The sequence below is a fragment of the Pseudomonas sp. TH15 genome, assembly GCF_016651105.1.
In the GTDB taxonomy this organism is placed as follows: domain Bacteria; phylum Pseudomonadota; class Gammaproteobacteria; order Pseudomonadales; family Pseudomonadaceae; genus Aquipseudomonas.
In genome coordinates this window covers 3,204,536-3,218,917 of the sequence record NZ_JAEKEL010000001.1, presented here as the reverse complement: position 1 = coordinate 3,218,917, position 14,382 = coordinate 3,204,536, and the positions used below count along the sequence as shown (strand labels likewise).

The following is a 14,382-nucleotide window of genomic DNA, read 5'->3' as shown; positions in this document are numbered from 1 at the left end:
AGCAGGGTTTCGCGCCAGCCCGGTCAAACCGACAGGAGCGAGAAAGGCCGCAAACGACTCACGTCGCCCGAGGAAAAAACTGGATTGTGCTCAATGTGGAGCCGATTGCCCTCGCTTTCAAGGCAAACGTCCTACATCCCTCGAAGTCTTTGACGATGCCATTCGACTAACGGTCGAAAAATAATCGAAAAAACTTAACCAAAAAGCCGAATCGTCTGTCGCCAGCAATCGCAGATGGCCTCTATACTAGCTCCCCGTTTGTGCACCGCTCTAGTGCATTCGGCTGGAGCGCGACACGTCCCTCCACACTCCATTCAGAGCCGCCGCAAAAATGAGCCTGTTCTCCGCTGTCGAAATGGCACCACGCGATCCAATCCTGGGCCTCAACGAAGCATTCAACGCCGATTCCCGAACCGACAAGGTCAACTTGGGGGTCGGTGTTTATTGCAACGAGGAGGGGCGAATTCCACTCCTGCGCGCCGTTGTCGAAGCCGAGACGATTCGCGCCGCTCAACACGCTTCCCGTGGCTACTTGCCAATCGACGGCATCGCGGCCTACGACCAGGCTGTGCAGAAACTGCTGTTTGGCAATGACTCGCCACTGATCGCTGCCGGCCGTGTCATCACCACCCAAGCCGTTGGCGGCACGGGCGCACTGAAAATCGGTGCCGACTTCCTCAAACAACTGCTGCCGAACGCCGTTGTGGCAATCAGCGACCCGAGCTGGGAAAACCACCGCGCGCTGTTCGAAACCGCCGGTTTCCCGGTGCAGAACTACCGCTACTACGACGCCGCGACCCATGACGTTAACCGTACCGGCCTGCTCGAAGACCTGAACGCCCTGCCGTCCGGCTCGATCATTGTGTTGCACGCTTGCTGCCACAACCCGACCGGCGTTGACCTGAGCCCCGCCGACTGGAACAACGTTCTGGACGTGGTGAAAGCCAAAGGTCACGTGCCGTTCCTCGACATGGCCTACCAGGGCTTTGGCGATGGCATCCACGAAGACGCCGCCGCTGTGCGCCTGTTCGCTGAGTCGGGCCTGACCTTCTTCGTGTCCAGCTCGTTCTCCAAATCGTTCTCGCTGTACGGCGAGCGCGTTGGCGCCCTGTCGATCGTCAGCGAATCGAAAGAAGAAAGCGCGCGCGTGCTGTCGCAAGTCAAACGCGTGATCCGCACCAACTACTCCAACCCGCCGACCCACGGTGCAAGCATCGTCGCCGCTGTGCTGAACAGCCCGGAACTGCGCGCGCAGTGGGAAGAGGAACTGGCCGAAATGCGCCTGCGGATTCGCGGCATGCGCATCCAGATGGTTGAGCAACTGGCGAAGCAAGCTCCGCAGCGCGATTTCAGCTTTGTCGGTCGTCAACGCGGCATGTTTTCCTACTCCGGCCTGACGGTTGAGCAAGTCACCCGCCTGCGCAACGAGTTCGGCATCTACGCTCTGGACACCGGCCGCATCTGCGTGGCCGCGCTGAACCAGAACAATATCGACGTGGTGACGAAGTCCATCGTTGCGGTGATCTGAGTCTCACGCGGTACGAAAAACGGGAAGCCCTTGGGCTTCCCGTTTTTTTATTCGTCACGGAAACTGCTCTACACCCTCTAAACTGCAAACAACTCAAAACTGTAGAAGCAAAGCTTGCTCGCGAAGGCGTCGAGTCAGCCGATGATAATGGCGACTGACCTGACGCCTTCGCGAGCAAGCTTTGCTCCCACAGGTTTTGTGTACACCCTGGAATTCTACGAGAACCCACATGAAAAACGATGACCTACGCGCTGACCGGGACGAACTGGACCACTTCGTGCCCCGCACCACCCCGGCCAAACGCGGTAACAGCCTGGTGCTGCAAGTGGCTGCCGGTGTGTTTCTCGGCGGCCTGGCCTTATGGCTGGTGCAATTGGGCGCAACGATGCTGTATGCCAAGCTGATGCTCGGCACCTTCACCTTCGGCGGTTAGGCCAGTTCGGTCGCGCGCTGGCTGGCGGCGTCGTCATAGGCCACGTAAAGCGACTCAGCGACCTGGCTTTTGATGGCCTTGGTGCTTTCCAGGCCAAGGACGAACCCTTCAGCCTTGCCACCGGCGCGGTTCAATTCGTCGGCGGTGCTGGCCTGAGTGATGGCGTCGAACAGTTTCTCGGCGTGCGGGCCAACCCCTTTGGGCAGGCTGATCTGAGCGATGCTCATGCGAACACCTCATTAAGTCGAGGTGCTGTGAAGAATGCGGGATGGTTCATGGCGCTTACCTTTTCGGCGAATGGCCGGCAGCGCGTGTAAACACTTCCGGGCGGCTATGGTAGACCTCTGCTACGGTTCTGGTAACCGCCAATGGCCGATAAACCACCGTTCGTGCCATTGAATCGGTCAAGTTACCAATGGGCGCTTGACTTCTCTTTTTGAATCAGTAACATACACGCCATTCCGCGATAGCTCAGTTGGTAGAGCAAGTGACTGTTAATCACTGGGTCCCTGGTTCGAGTCCAGGTCGTGGAGCCAGACAGAAGTACCGAAAAGCTCCTGGATCGAAAGGTCCAGGGGCTTTTTTGTGGGCGCTCGAAAAGCTCAAAGATCGCAGCCTTCGGCAGCTCCTGCACGATGAAATCCAATCTCTTGTAGGAGCTGCCGCAGGCTGCGATCTTTTGATCTGAAAAAGGGCCCGATGGGCCCTTTTCCATTCAGCTACCGCAGTCAGACATGCTCGCTGCTTTTCGCCTGCGCTTTCGGCGCGCCATGTCCATGGTCGTGATCATCCGGCTCGATCACCGGCACTTCATTACCATCGCAATCGCGCAGTTTACCTTCGCTGAAGTAATCGCCTTCACGCAGCGCCGCCAGATCACGGAAGCGCAAGGTGCGCTCATCCGCTGCCGCGAACACCGACTGCTGATCCGAGTTGCCGGTGGTGAAGTGGTTGAAGGTCAGGTTCAGCACAATGGCCATGATCGCCGACGAACTGATGCCCGAATGGAAGATCGTCGCAAACCAGCTCGGGAAGTGATCGTAGAAGTTCGGTGCGGCGATGGGGATCATGCCGAAGCCGATTGAGGTGGCGACGATGATCAGGTTGACGTTGTTGCGGTAGTCGACCTTGGACAGCGTACGAATGCCGCTGGCGGCCACGGTGCCGAACAACACGATACCGGCGCCGCCGAGTACCGAGGTCGGCACGGCGGCGATGACCCGGCCCATGAACGGCAACAGGCCGAGGATCACCAGGAACACACCGCCAGTGGCCACCACGAAGCGGCTCTTGATGCCGGTCACCGCCACCAGGCCAACGTTCTGGGCGAACGCACTCTGGGTGAAGGAACCGAAGATCGGCGCGATCATGCTCGACAACATGTCGGCGCGCAGGCCATTGCCCAGACGTTTGGAGTCAACCTTGGTGCCGATGATTTCGCCCACGGCGAGGATGTCGGCGGAGGTTTCAACCAGGGTCACCATGATCACGATGCACATCGACAGGATCGCGGCAAAGTGGAAGGTCGGCATGCCGAAGTGGAACGGCGCCGGAAAGCCAAACATCGGGCCTTGGGCGACGGACGAGAAGTCAGCCATGCCGAGAAATACGGCGATCACGGTGCCGATGACCATGGCCAACAGGATCGACAATCGGGAGATGGTCGCGCTACCGATTTTACTCAGCAGCAATACCAGCACCAGTGTCACCGCCGCCAGACCGATATTTGCCATGCTGCCGAAGTCCGGCGCATGACTGTTGCCGCCCATGGCCCAGCGGGCGGCCACCGGCATCAGCGTCAGGCCGATGGTGGTGATGACGATGCCGGTGACCAGCGGCGGGAAGAACTTGGTAATTCGCGAGAACACCGGCGTGATCAGTAAACCGATCAACGACGCGGCAACGACCGCCCCGAGAATCGACTGAAAACCACCCTCCCCGCCACTGCTGACAATCGCCACCATGGTCGCGACGCCGGAGAACGACACGCCCTGAACCAGCGGCAACTGACAACCGAAAAACGGTAACCCGAGGGTCTGCAGCAACGTCGCCAAGCCCCCCGCAAACAAAGATGCAGCAATCAACAAACCGATGTCCGCCGGCGAGAGCCCGGCGGCCTGGCCAATGATCAATGGCACCGCAACGATGCCGCCGTACATGGTCAGAACGTGTTGCAGGCCGTAAGCCATATTCGCGCCGATCCCAAGGTTTTCATCCTCAGGCCGTTGGTGTGAAACATGGGGCGTTTTCATGGTTGGGGGGTTCCCTGGTTTTTGTTATGCGCACACTGTATGCAAGACTCAGGACAAATGTCTATAGAGTTGTATACAACTCATCAGTCAGATTATGGATAGGTAGCCACCCAAGCTTCTATCCCGCGGCTTCCATCCCCCACAAATCCGGCAACACATCCCCTCCGGCGCCTACGCCCACCCCCACTACGCTGAAGTGTTCATGGCGACCGCCGGCACGGATGCCCTCTTTTTTATACATATAAAGTATGCATAATGAAGCCATTCGAAATTCAGTACGACAAGGCAAAGAACGCGGCCAACAAACTCAAGCATCGAGGCGTCAGCCTTGCGGATACCGAGTCGGTATTCGATGACGAGCGAGCCCTGACGCTGCCGGACTGCGATCACGATGAGCAGCGCTGGATCATCCTGGGGCAGGATGCGAAAGGTCGTTTGCTGGTGGTTGCCTACACTTGGCGCGACCCGAATTTCGTTCGAATTATTTCCGCGCGCATCGCCACCAAAAACGAGCGCCGTCAGTACAAGGAGGCATGACCATGAAAGACGAGTACGACTTCAGTAACGCCAAGCGCGGGGCGGCTGCCTCCAGCAAAGGAAAAACACGCATCACCATCATGCTCGATGATGCCGTGATCGAGGCGGCTCGCTCCCTCGCGGAGAACGAGGGGTTTGGTTATCAGACAGTGATTAACAACACACTGCGCCATGTCCTGCTCGACACCGGCAAGCAGGAGCAGAACGAACAGCCGACGCCACTCGGAGCAGGCCTCACCGCCACCGACCTCAAAAGCCTTGAAAAAAGCTCTCGGCAGCGGCCGGAGAGATTCGCCGGATGCTCGAGCCGGACGCCAAACCCTAGCCTCAGGCCGGCACAAGCATCCGTGCCAGGGACTGGCGAACATGGGGCTGGGCAGGCACACGAAGATCAAACTCGTGCGCCAGCAATTCAATCACCTCATCCACATCCCTCACCTCACGCCGTTCGCTCTCGCTGCCAATCCGGTGAATGGTGAAACTGCCGTCGCTCAATGTCCGCCGCCACCCCTCCCCGGTGAGCGACACCATCAAACGCTTATTAAACGGCGAATCTGGATGGGTCGAGACGTACCAGTTGCCGAGGGTGTAATCGATGCCTTCCTGGCGTTGCAGGTCGAAGACGTACATCGCCCGCCACTCACCGGCAACGTTGGCGCGCAGCGTGTAGCCGTCCTCATGCTGTTCGATGCGATACGTCTCGTGGGGCGTGAGCTGTTCGTCGAGGGTGTCGAGCATCAGCGGCGCGGTGGGCACCATGCCGCCGAAGCCGACGTCGCTGATGTAGCGTACGCCGTCCAGGGTCACCAGGCTCAAGCGGTGGGTGCGCGCCGTCCACGTGCCTTCGGGCTGGCCGAGTACTACGCGACCGCTGATACCGCGAACGTTAAAACCCAAGTCCTGCAGCAAGGCCAGGAACAAGCTGTTCAGTTCGTAGCAGTAACCACCGCGCCCCTGATGCAGGACTTTTTGCTCGACCGAAGGCAAATCGATCAGTACCGGCTCGCCCGATAACGTGGTGAGGTTCTCGAACGGGAAAGCACCGGTGTGGCGCAGTTGAAGTTGACGCAGGGTTTCCAGGGTTGGCGCAGGGGTAGCGCTGAAACCCAAGCGTTGCAAATATAGGTTCAGATACGTCAGGCGTGGCTCACTCATTGCTCGGTCCTTATGCACGGTGCCGCGGATCACTCCGCCGATGGGCGCCATATATAAGGGATAAAGCACTTTGTCCGACAATTGATTTCGCCAATCGCCGTCCACAAAAAATCAACGCCGCTTGCGCGCCCCCAGCCGAATCCACGTCGGCGCGTGGTCGCTGGCATGGGGCTCGTTGCGCACCCAGGCATCGACGCCAGCCTCTTGCAGGTACGGACTCAGCGCCGGGTTGAGCAGCAGATGATCAATGCGCAAGCCGGAGTTTGTCTGCCAGTGCTGACGGAAGTAATCCCAGAACGTATAGAGACGATCCTCGGGATAAAGATGACGCAGGGAATCGGTCCAGCCCTGATCCAGCAGTCGCTGATAACACTCGCGACTCTCGGGTTGCAGCAGCGCGTCCTTGAGCCAGGAGCGTGTGTTGTAGATGTCCAGGTCAGTGGGCACCACGTTGTAGTCGCCGGCCAGCACCACCGGATGCTCGCTGCCCTGAAGCGCCTGTGCATAACTGATCAGGCGTTCGAACCACGCCAGTTTGTAATCGAACTTCGGCCCCGGCTGCGGGTTGCCATTGGGCAAGTACAGGCACCCCACCAGCACCCCGTGAACCGCCGCTTCGAGGTAGCGACTCTGGGTGTCGCTTTCGTCTCCCGGCAGGCCGCGCCGACTCTCCAGCGGCTGCGCATCCCGGGCCAGGATCGCCACGCCATTCCACGAGGACTGGCCGTGCCAGATCGCACCGTACCCGGCCGCTTCCAGCTCCGCGGCGGGGAAAGCACTGTCGACTGATTTGAGCTCTTGCAAGCAGACGATGTCGGGTTGTTCTCGCGTCAGCCAGGCCAGCAGGCTTGGCAACCGCGCACGCAAGCCGTTGACGTTGAACGTCGCGATTCGCAAATTTTTCATCGGCTGAGGCTCCTGCCCATGGGCTGTGAAAATTGTGACCTCGTGAACATCGTGGCGGTTGCATCGGATCAGCCTGCTGCGGCGTAATAGGCGCTCGCCATTCGCCTGCTCTGCCGAGACCTGAATCCCATGCAAACCACACTGCAAGGTCAGCGCATCCTTCTGCGCCCGCTTCAATACACCGATGCCGAAGCGCTGGTGCGCGCCGCCGCAGATGGCGAACTGTGGAACCTGACAGTCACCATCGTGCCCTCCTCGACCACCGTCGACAGCTACCTCAAAAAAGCCCTCGACGGACGCGACGCCGGCAGCGTCCTGCCGTTCGTCATTGTGCTCAAGGACACGGGCAAGGTCATCGGCTCGACACGCTTCTGGAAAGTCGACCGGCTCAACCGCAAGCTCGAAATCGGCAGTAGCTGGATCGGCGCCAGTTGGCAGAAAACCTTCGTCAACACCGAAGCCAAGTACCTGATGCTGCGCCATGCCTTCGAAGTGCTCGATTGCGTTCGGGTGCAATTCACCACCGACGAAAACAACCAGAAATCCCGCAACGCGATCCTCAGGCTGGGCGCACAACAGGAAGGCATCGTGCGCCACGAGCGGATCATGCCGGACGGACGCAAACGCAACTCGGTGCGGTTCAGCATCATTGATGATGAGTGGCCGCAAGTGCGCCGCCACCTGGAACAGAAGCTCGCTGCTTACGCGTAACGCCAAGGTGTTCAGGCGCGACTGCGCAACCATTGCAGGAAGCCTTTTTTCTCCACCACTGTCGGCACTTCCCGGGTCAGCGCCTGTGCGGTGTGCAGACGATAATCGAGCAGCGCCTTCATCGCTTCGCTGATGTCATGCCGAGCATCGAGGCACGGCTTGAGGTATTCCTTCTCGATGCGATACAACGCGCAAAAGGTCTTGGCCGAAAAGTCCGCCGGTACGGATTCGTCCGAAAGGATCCCGGCCTCGCCGATCACCTCCCCCGGCCCCATGCGCCCGGCCTCGAACTTGACCCCGGCGCGGCTCAGGGCCACCGAGACCACGCCGGATTCGATGATGAACAGGTGATCGCTGACCTCGCCGCCCGCCAGGATCATTTCCCCGGCGCGGAAGGTTTGCAGTGTCATGTTCTGGCTGAAGGTTTCTTTCTCTTCCTGGCGCAGGGTGGAGAAAATGCTCGAGCTTTCCAGCAGTGCCCGTGGCCGCGACAGGCTGGCGGGCGCGTTGGGTTCGACGCTCGACAACAGGCTGACGCCCGAGGCCTGCAGGTGCCGGAACGCTAGGTCGAACAGTTGATTGCGGACCATGCGTTTCTGGTCCATGGACACCACAAAACCGCTGATTTCATACTCCACGCCGCTGCTGCTGGAGCTTTTCAACGCCACGCATGGCGCCGGCTTATTGAGCAGAAAGCGACAGCCCTGCATGGCTCGCTCCAGCGCTTCGATCACCGTGTGCGGGCGGGCGTGGGGGCTCAGTTGCAGGCTGATAGACACGCCAAAAATATCGCTCGGGCGGCTGAAGTTGATGATCTTGGCCTTGGCCGCCAGCGAGTTGGGAATCACCGCCATGCTGCCCTGGGAAGTTTGCATCCGCGTGGCGCGCCAGTCGATGTCGGTGACCTTGCCTTCGGTGCCGTCGATGGAAATCCAGTCATCGATTTGATAAGGCTTGGTGGTGTTCAGCACGATGCCGGAGAACACATCGCTGAGGGTGCTTTGCAGCGCCAGGCCGACGATGATCGCCACCGCGCCGGAGGTGGCCAGTACGCCTTTGACCGGCAGGTCGAGCACGTAGGCCATGGCCGCGATGATCGCGATCAGGAAAATCACCGCGCCGAGCAGATCCTGAAGCAAACGCCCGGTGTGCCCGACCCGTTGCATCATCACCGCACCGATCAGCACCGTCAGGGTTCGCGCACCGAACAGCCACCAGCCGATCTGCAAACCGGTGGCGGCCAGGTGCAGCGCTACGTTGTCGGCCCAGGGCGCCGGCTCCATCGGGTTCAGGCCTTCGTTGAACAACAAAACGCTGAACAACGAGAAAATCACCAGGCGCACGACCAGTTTCCAGTTGCTGCCGTTGGTGCTGATCAAACGCCATAGACCCAGATCAATCAGGATCAGGACCAATGCGATGAGCAACGGGTGATCGGTGAGCAGTGACAGCATCAAGCAACTCCAGCAAGGGCCAATGACGTGAAGATCGCACGGATTGGGCACAGTGTAGGAGCAATTGTTGCTGTGAGAACAACGCAAAAACCAATGTGGGAGCGGGACTGTGGCGAGGGGGCTTGCCCCCGTTCGGCTGCGAAGCAGTCGTAAACCCATTGCATGCGGTTGAATTTAGAAGTGCCGGGGCCGCTTCGCGACCCAACGGGGGCAAGCCCCCTCGCCACAGTCCCGCTCCCACAGGGGTGTTGCGTTGTTGCCGAACTCAGCCGCTCATCCGCCCGAACCGGCCCGACTGGTAATCGGCAAAGGCCTGATGAATCTCCTGTTCGCTGTTCATCACAAACGGGCCATGGCCAACGATCGGCTCGTGGATGGGCTCGCCGCTGAGCAACAACACCACCGCGTCATTATTGGCTTCCAGGCTGAGCTGAGCACCGTCGCGTTCGAAGAGTGCCAATTGCCCTTCGCGCACCCATTCCAGGCCATTGACCTGCACCGTGCCGCGCAGCACCACCAGCGCGGTGTTGCGACCCTCATGCAAATCCAGGGTCAGCAACTTGCCGCCATTGAGGCGCAGGTCCCAGACATCGATTGGCGTAAAAGTGCGTGACGGGCCGGTGTGGCCGTCGAACTCACCGGCGATCAAGCGCAGGCTGCCGGCGCTGTCCTTGAGCGGGATGCTCGGGATGTCGCTATCGAGAATCGTCTGGTAACCGGCATCGGCCATTTTGTCCTTGGCCGGCAAGTTAACCCACAACTGAACCATTTCCAGGGTGCCGCCGCTTTTGGCGAAACCTTCGGAGTGGAACTCCTCATGGATAATCCCCGAAGCGGCGGTCATCCATTGCACATCGCCCGCGCCAATTTTGCCGCCGCCGCCGCTGGAGTCGCGGTGTTCCAGCTCGCCGTTATAGACAATGGTCACGGTTTCAAAACCGCGGTGCGGGTGCTGGCCGACGCCACGACGCTCGGTAGTCGGGGTGAATTCAGCCGGACCTGCGTGATCAAGCAGCAGAAACGGGCTGATGTGCTTGCCCAGGATGTCGTAGGAAAACAGCGTACGCACCGGAAAACCGTCGCCGACCCAATGCGCCCCCGGGCTGGTGTAGATACCGATGATGTTTTTCAAGGTTGTCTCCAATGGGGTAAGTGACGCGATGGATTAAGCATAAATCCACAACCATTAATGCACTAGACCGCAAAAATCGCCCTCAGCGTTCCATGAGGAGAACAGTCAGCCATGATCCGGTTCTGAGTTCTGCAAAAGATTCATGACTTGCGGTAAACATTGCTTTGCCTTATCAGCGGTTTTTCTCAAGGACATCGGCGCGGATACTCGTGCTCATTCCCACTGCAACCCTGGAGTCATCAATGTCTGTTCCCGCATTCGGTCTTGGTACCTTTCGCCTGCAAGGTCAGGTGGTCATCGATTCGGTGAGCACCGGTCTTGAACTGGGCTACCGGGTCGTCGATACCGCGCAGATCTACGAAAACGAAGCCGACGTCGGCCAAGCCATCGCCGACAGCGGCGTCCCGCGTCATGAGTTGTTCATCACCAGCAAGATCTGGGTCGCCAACTTCGCCAAGGATCGACTGATCGACAGCCTCAAACAAAGCCTGCGTAACTTGCAGACTGATTACCTGGACCTGACGCTGATTCACTGGCCATCGCCGGAAAACCAGGTGCCGGTGGCAGAATTCATGGGCGCACTGCTCGAAGCCAAGAAGCTGGGCCTGACCCGCCAGATCGGTGTGTCCAACTTCACTGTGGATCTGATGAAGCAGGCCATCGCGGCGGTCGGCGCTGAAAACATCGCCACCAACCAGATCGAGCTGCACCCGTACCTGCAAAACCGCAAGGTCGTCGAACTCGCCCAAAGCCAAGGCATCCAGATCACTTCCTACATGACCCTGGCCTACGGCGAAGTGCTCAAGGACCCGGTGATCCAGCAGATCGCCGAGCGCCTGCAAGCCACACCGGCACAGGTCACCCTGGCCTGGGCCATGCAATTGGGCTACGCGGTGATCCCGTCGTCGACCAAACGCGCCAACCTGGAAAGCAACCTGCAAGCCTGCGCACTGACCCTGAGTGAGGCCGACATGGCGCTGATCGCCGGCCTCGATCGCGGCCATCGATTGACCAGCCCCAAAGGCATTGCCCCGCACTGGGATTGATTGTTCAGGCCTGAAGACGTTGCGCGAGACCCTGCATGACCTCGCGCAATGCATCGACGCTCATGACCAGCGCGACACCTTCACCATCCCGGCAAGCCTGTTCGAGGTCGGCGCATGCAGACACTACCCGTGCCGCGCCGACCATTTGTGCACCGCCCTTGATGTGATGCGCCAGATCGCGTAACCCACCGCAGTCGGGTGCCTCGCGCAATTCGTCGAGCCTGCGCAGATCCACGTACAGGCTGCGCAAGACCTCCGTACGCAACTGGTCGATCATCGCCCGGTCATCACCGGCCAATTGCTCCAGCGCACTCAGATCCAGATCCTTCAGGGCTGTGACGCAAAGTTCTCCCACCTCGTTATCGACCGGGTTGGCGCGGCTCAACGCCTGACTCAAATCCTCCAGACGGATTGGCTTGAACAGACAATCGTCCATGCCCGCCGCCAGGCAGCGAACCCTCTCCTCGACCATTGCATTGGCAGTGAAGCCGAGAATCAGACACGGTGCAGATCCCGCTTGCGCCTCCATCCGCCGAATCTCCTGCGCCAGCTCATAGCCATTGCGGCGCGGCATATTGCAGTCAGTGATCAGCACATCAAAAGGTTGCTCGCGCCACAAGGCCAGACCCTGTTCACCGTCCTCAGTGTCGACCGTGCGATGACCCAGCTCACTCAGTTGCCAACCCAACAGCAAACGGTTCACCGGTTGATCATCCACCACCAGAATGCGCAGCGCCCGCCTCGGCAGGCTGACTTGTGGTGCCAGGGCAGCGTTGCGGACACCTGCCTCCAGCAGCGGCATTTCGAGCGACACGAAAACGCGCGTACCAAGCCCAGGCTTGCTGTCCAGCCGCAGCTCGCCGCCCATCATTTCGCACAGACTGCGGCTGATCACCAGACCCAGCCCGGAGCCACTGCGAGCGACTTGCGAATGGCCGCCGGCCTGCACAAACGGGCTGAACAAGCGCTGCTGGTCTTGTGCACTGATGCCAATGCCGCTGTCCTCGATAGCCACACTGACGGCCAGTTGCGCGGTCTCGGTGGTGCTCACCCGCAGTTGCAGGCTTACCTCTCCGGTTTCAGTGAACTTGATCGCATTGCTCAACAGATTGGACAGCACCTGCTTGAACCGGGTCGGATCGATCAGTACATCGACATCACTGCGGGCATCCAGCTCAATGTGCCAGTGCAGCCGCTTTTGCCGCGCCAGCCCCTCGAACACCCGGCATATCGACAACACCTGATCGTGCAGATTGGCCCGCTCCGGTGCCAGAGACAAATGCCCGGACTCGATGCGGGCGATGTCGAGGATATCGCCGATCAACACCAGTAATTGCTGCGCGGAACTGGACGCCACCTCAATGGCAAAACGGTCGGTGACGCCCTCTTCGGAGCGTTTGAGCGCGAGTTCGAGCATGCCGATCAGGGCGTTCATCGGCGTGCGGATTTCATGGCTCATGGTCGCCAGAAACGTGGTTTTTGCCCGATTGGCATCGTCGGCGGCGTCCTTGGCCTCCTGTAATTGCTGCAACCACAACTGGCGTTGGCGAATCTGCCGACGTTGCCAGCCGATCCAGGCCAGCGCCAGTAACAGCAAGGCACCGGCGGCGGCAAAGCCTTGAAGCAGGGCCTGGCGATGACGCAGCCAATAGCTGTCATCCACTACCTCGTTGTTGCTCCAGCGGGCGACTAATTCGTCCATCTCCTGGGGCGAGATGCTCAGCAGGGCCTTGTTCAGGATCGAGGTCAGTTCCGGCGCCTGCGGTGAAGTGGCCAACACGATTCTGGCCGGTTGATCACCCACGGTAGTGGCGATAAGCAAATGTTCGCGGTACTGACGGGCAATCAGATAACGTGCGCCAACCAGCGAACTCAAAGCCGCCTCAGCTTGGCCATTGACGACCATTTTCATGCCCATCGCCGGGCTTTTCACTTCGATCAGCCGGACCTGCGGCGCATGCTCGGCGAGATAAGCGCGCAGCGGATGCGCACGATAGATCGCCAGACGCTTGCCGGCCAGTTCGTCGAGATTGCTGGGGCTGCCAGCCGTCGTCGCCTTGACGATTACAAACGGGTTGATCAAGTAGGCCCGCGTAAAATGCAGCTCGTTTTCAAGCTCATTGCTGGGCGTGATGACCGGCAAAACATCCAGTTCACCCGCCGTGAGCTGTTCGATCTGCCGGCTCAGCGAGTTTCCGCGAATGATGTCGAATGTCATCCCGCTGCGCTGGCTGATCAGGTTCAGCAATTGCGCCGCAAGCCCAGTGAGCCGGCCGTCGGCATCAAAAAACGACAATGGAGCGAAATCTTCATTGGCCCCTACTCGCACCCGCGGATGGCTATCCAGCCAGCGCTGCTCCCCCTCACTGAGTTGCACCCGCGAATGCTCGGCCATGTCGGCCCGTCCGGCGCTCCAGCGTTGCTCGATGATTTGCCGCTGATCCATCGGGATGCTGACCAGTGCCTTGTCGATGATCCGTTTCAGTCGCACATCGGCGCGGCGCAAGGCAAATCCGAACGGATTGGCGTCAAGCCCCGAAGGCCCGGCCAATAACACATCGTTGCGGTAATTGATGTTGATCTGATGGCTGGCGCTGATGAGGCTGCCCAAGTAGACATCAACCCCGCCGAACGCCACGGCGCCGAGTGCATCCATGTCCGAGGGGTAGCGTTGAATGACGGTCTGCGGATAAAAAGCCTGCACCGTCCGTAAAGGCAAGTAGTCCTCGGCCATCGCCAGACGCTTGCCGGCCAGATCGGTCAAAGGGGCTTCACCCACACGCGTCACCAGCATCGGTTGATCCTCGGCGTAGGCACGCGACAGCATCAACTCCGGGTCTGCGAGCTCGAAATTGTTCGAGGTGGCGAGTACATCAAGTCCGCCGCGCTTGAGTGCGGCAATGGCCGCCGCACGGTCGCTGTAGCGCAACACCTCGACCCGGACACCGAGCAGTTGCGCGAGCAGATCGGCATAGTCGGCGCTGAGCCCTTCGAGTTGATGCTGATTGCGCGTCAGTTCAAATGGCGGGTAATCCGTCCCGGAAACGCCCATGCGCAGTACCGGATGCATGCGCAACCAGTAACGATCCGCGCCGTCGAGCCGCAGCTGGACATTTTCCAGAGGCGTGCGGGTCAGAATTTCCAGGATTTTCGGTGTTTCACCTGCGGTCGCCGTCAGTCCGCAAGTCGCCAACAGGATGAGAGCCCAGCGCCAAAACCCCATGCCCG

General features: G+C 59.7%; 12 protein-coding genes, 1 tRNA gene and 1 pseudogene. 7 read left to right on the top strand and 7 right to left on the bottom strand.

All coding sequences use genetic code 11. The features are described from left to right. Positions 1 to 331: 331 nt before the first annotated feature. A complete protein-coding gene (locus tag JFT87_RS14485) occupies positions 332 to 1,528 on the top strand; it encodes an amino acid aminotransferase (protein WP_201202256.1) in 1,197 nt (398 codons plus the stop codon). 229 nt (positions 1,529 to 1,757) lie between these two features. After that, positions 1,758 to 1,961 carry a hypothetical protein gene (locus JFT87_RS14480; protein WP_201202254.1) on the top strand — a complete coding sequence of 68 codons (204 nt, stop codon included), beginning with the start codon at positions 1,758 to 1,760 and terminating at the stop codon, positions 1,959 to 1,961. On the opposite strand, the gene JFT87_RS14475 is transcribed toward JFT87_RS14480, so the two are convergent. Next, the gene (locus JFT87_RS14475) at positions 1,958 to 2,188 is read right to left on the bottom strand and encodes a hypothetical protein (RefSeq protein ID WP_008007186.1); all 231 of its coding nucleotides are present in this window, start codon (positions 2,186 to 2,188) and stop codon (positions 1,958 to 1,960) included. The genes JFT87_RS14480 and JFT87_RS14475 overlap by 4 nt on opposite strands. A gap of 233 nt (positions 2,189 to 2,421) precedes the next feature. Here JFT87_RS14475 and JFT87_RS14470 point away from each other — a divergent pair. After that, positions 2,422 to 2,497 (top strand) — tRNA-Asn (locus tag JFT87_RS14470). Between the two features lie 192 nt (positions 2,498 to 2,689). Here the strand turns inward: JFT87_RS14470 and JFT87_RS14465 are convergent. Continuing rightward, positions 2,690 to 4,213, bottom strand: coding sequence for a nucleobase:cation symporter-2 family protein (locus JFT87_RS14465; protein ID WP_201202252.1), 1,524 nt, complete (start codon positions 4,211 to 4,213; stop codon positions 2,690 to 2,692). A gap of 255 nt (positions 4,214 to 4,468) precedes the next feature. On the opposite strand from JFT87_RS14465, the gene JFT87_RS14460 reads away from it, so the two are divergent. Together JFT87_RS14460 and JFT87_RS14455 are read left to right on the top strand one after the other, a co-directional pair. Continuing rightward, entirely contained in the window at positions 4,469 to 4,750 is a 282-nt protein-coding gene (locus JFT87_RS14460) for a BrnT family toxin (protein WP_201202250.1), read from the top strand. A gap of 2 nt (positions 4,751 to 4,752) precedes the next feature. Continuing rightward, a pseudogene (locus JFT87_RS14455) lies at positions 4,753 to 5,075 on the top strand (BrnA antitoxin family protein). Positions 5,076 to 5,077: 2 nt separating this feature from the next. Here the strand turns inward: JFT87_RS14455 and JFT87_RS14450 are convergent. Both JFT87_RS14450 and JFT87_RS14445 read right to left on the bottom strand, forming a co-directional pair. Then, on the bottom strand, positions 5,078 to 5,905 hold the full coding sequence (locus JFT87_RS14450; RefSeq protein WP_201202249.1) for an arylamine N-acetyltransferase family protein: 828 nt from the start codon (positions 5,903 to 5,905) through the stop codon (positions 5,078 to 5,080). Positions 5,906 to 6,016: 111 nt separating this feature from the next. Continuing rightward, on the bottom strand, positions 6,017 to 6,811 hold the full coding sequence (locus JFT87_RS14445; RefSeq protein WP_201202247.1) for an exodeoxyribonuclease III: 795 nt from the start codon (positions 6,809 to 6,811) through the stop codon (positions 6,017 to 6,019). A gap of 129 nt (positions 6,812 to 6,940) precedes the next feature. On the opposite strand from JFT87_RS14445, the gene JFT87_RS14440 reads away from it, so the two are divergent. Continuing rightward, positions 6,941 to 7,522, top strand: a complete 582-nt coding sequence (locus tag JFT87_RS14440) for a GNAT family N-acetyltransferase (RefSeq protein WP_201202244.1) — start codon at positions 6,941 to 6,943, stop codon at positions 7,520 to 7,522. 11 nt (positions 7,523 to 7,533) lie between these two features. On the opposite strand, the gene JFT87_RS14435 is transcribed toward JFT87_RS14440, so the two are convergent. Together JFT87_RS14435 and JFT87_RS14430 are read right to left on the bottom strand one after the other, a co-directional pair. After that, positions 7,534 to 8,976 carry a mechanosensitive ion channel family protein gene (locus JFT87_RS14435; RefSeq protein ID WP_201202242.1) on the bottom strand — a complete coding sequence of 481 codons (1,443 nt, stop codon included), beginning with the start codon at positions 8,974 to 8,976 and terminating at the stop codon, positions 7,534 to 7,536. Between the two features lie 265 nt (positions 8,977 to 9,241). Continuing rightward, complete coding sequence (locus JFT87_RS14430; protein WP_201202241.1) at positions 9,242 to 10,108, bottom strand: pirin family protein; 867 nt, start codon at positions 10,106 to 10,108, stop codon at positions 9,242 to 9,244. A gap of 242 nt (positions 10,109 to 10,350) precedes the next feature. Here JFT87_RS14430 and dkgB point away from each other — a divergent pair, with 242 nt between their 5' ends. Continuing rightward, entirely contained in the window at positions 10,351 to 11,154 is an 804-nt protein-coding gene (dkgB, locus tag JFT87_RS14425) for a 2,5-didehydrogluconate reductase DkgB (protein ID WP_201202240.1), read from the top strand. A gap of 4 nt (positions 11,155 to 11,158) precedes the next feature. Here the strand turns inward: dkgB and JFT87_RS14420 are convergent, their stop codons facing one another. After that, complete coding sequence (locus JFT87_RS14420) at positions 11,159 to 14,377, bottom strand: transporter substrate-binding domain-containing protein (protein WP_201202239.1); 3,219 nt, start codon at positions 14,375 to 14,377, stop codon at positions 11,159 to 11,161. Positions 14,378 to 14,382: the final 5 nt, after the last annotated feature.

What these genes read in the sequence shown, in the direction of transcription:
- JFT87_RS14485 (WP_201202256.1), top strand. Translation starts at nt 332, where the DNA reads ATGAGCCTGTTCTCCGCTGTCGAAATGGCACCACGCGATCCAATCCTG.
- JFT87_RS14480 (WP_201202254.1), top strand. Translation starts at nt 1,758, where the DNA reads ATGAAAAACGATGACCTACGCGCTGACCGGGACGAACTGGACCACTTC.
- JFT87_RS14475 (WP_008007186.1), bottom strand. Translation starts at nt 2,188, where the DNA reads ATGAGCATCGCTCAGATCAGCCTGCCCAAAGGGGTTGGCCCGCACGCC.
- JFT87_RS14465 (WP_201202252.1), bottom strand. Translation starts at nt 4,213, where the DNA reads ATGAAAACGCCCCATGTTTCACACCAACGGCCTGAGGATGAAAACCTT.
- JFT87_RS14460 (WP_201202250.1), top strand. Translation starts at nt 4,469, where the DNA reads ATGAAGCCATTCGAAATTCAGTACGACAAGGCAAAGAACGCGGCCAAC.
- JFT87_RS14450 (WP_201202249.1), bottom strand. Translation starts at nt 5,905, where the DNA reads ATGAGTGAGCCACGCCTGACGTATCTGAACCTATATTTGCAACGCTTG.
- JFT87_RS14445 (WP_201202247.1), bottom strand. Translation starts at nt 6,811, where the DNA reads ATGAAAAATTTGCGAATCGCGACGTTCAACGTCAACGGCTTGCGTGCG.
- JFT87_RS14440 (WP_201202244.1), top strand. Translation starts at nt 6,941, where the DNA reads ATGCAAACCACACTGCAAGGTCAGCGCATCCTTCTGCGCCCGCTTCAA.
- JFT87_RS14435 (WP_201202242.1), bottom strand. Translation starts at nt 8,976, where the DNA reads ATGCTGTCACTGCTCACCGATCACCCGTTGCTCATCGCATTGGTCCTG.
- dkgB (WP_201202240.1), top strand. Translation starts at nt 10,351, where the DNA reads ATGTCTGTTCCCGCATTCGGTCTTGGTACCTTTCGCCTGCAAGGTCAG.
- JFT87_RS14420 (WP_201202239.1), bottom strand. Translation starts at nt 14,377, where the DNA reads ATGGGGTTTTGGCGCTGGGCTCTCATCCTGTTGGCGACTTGCGGACTG.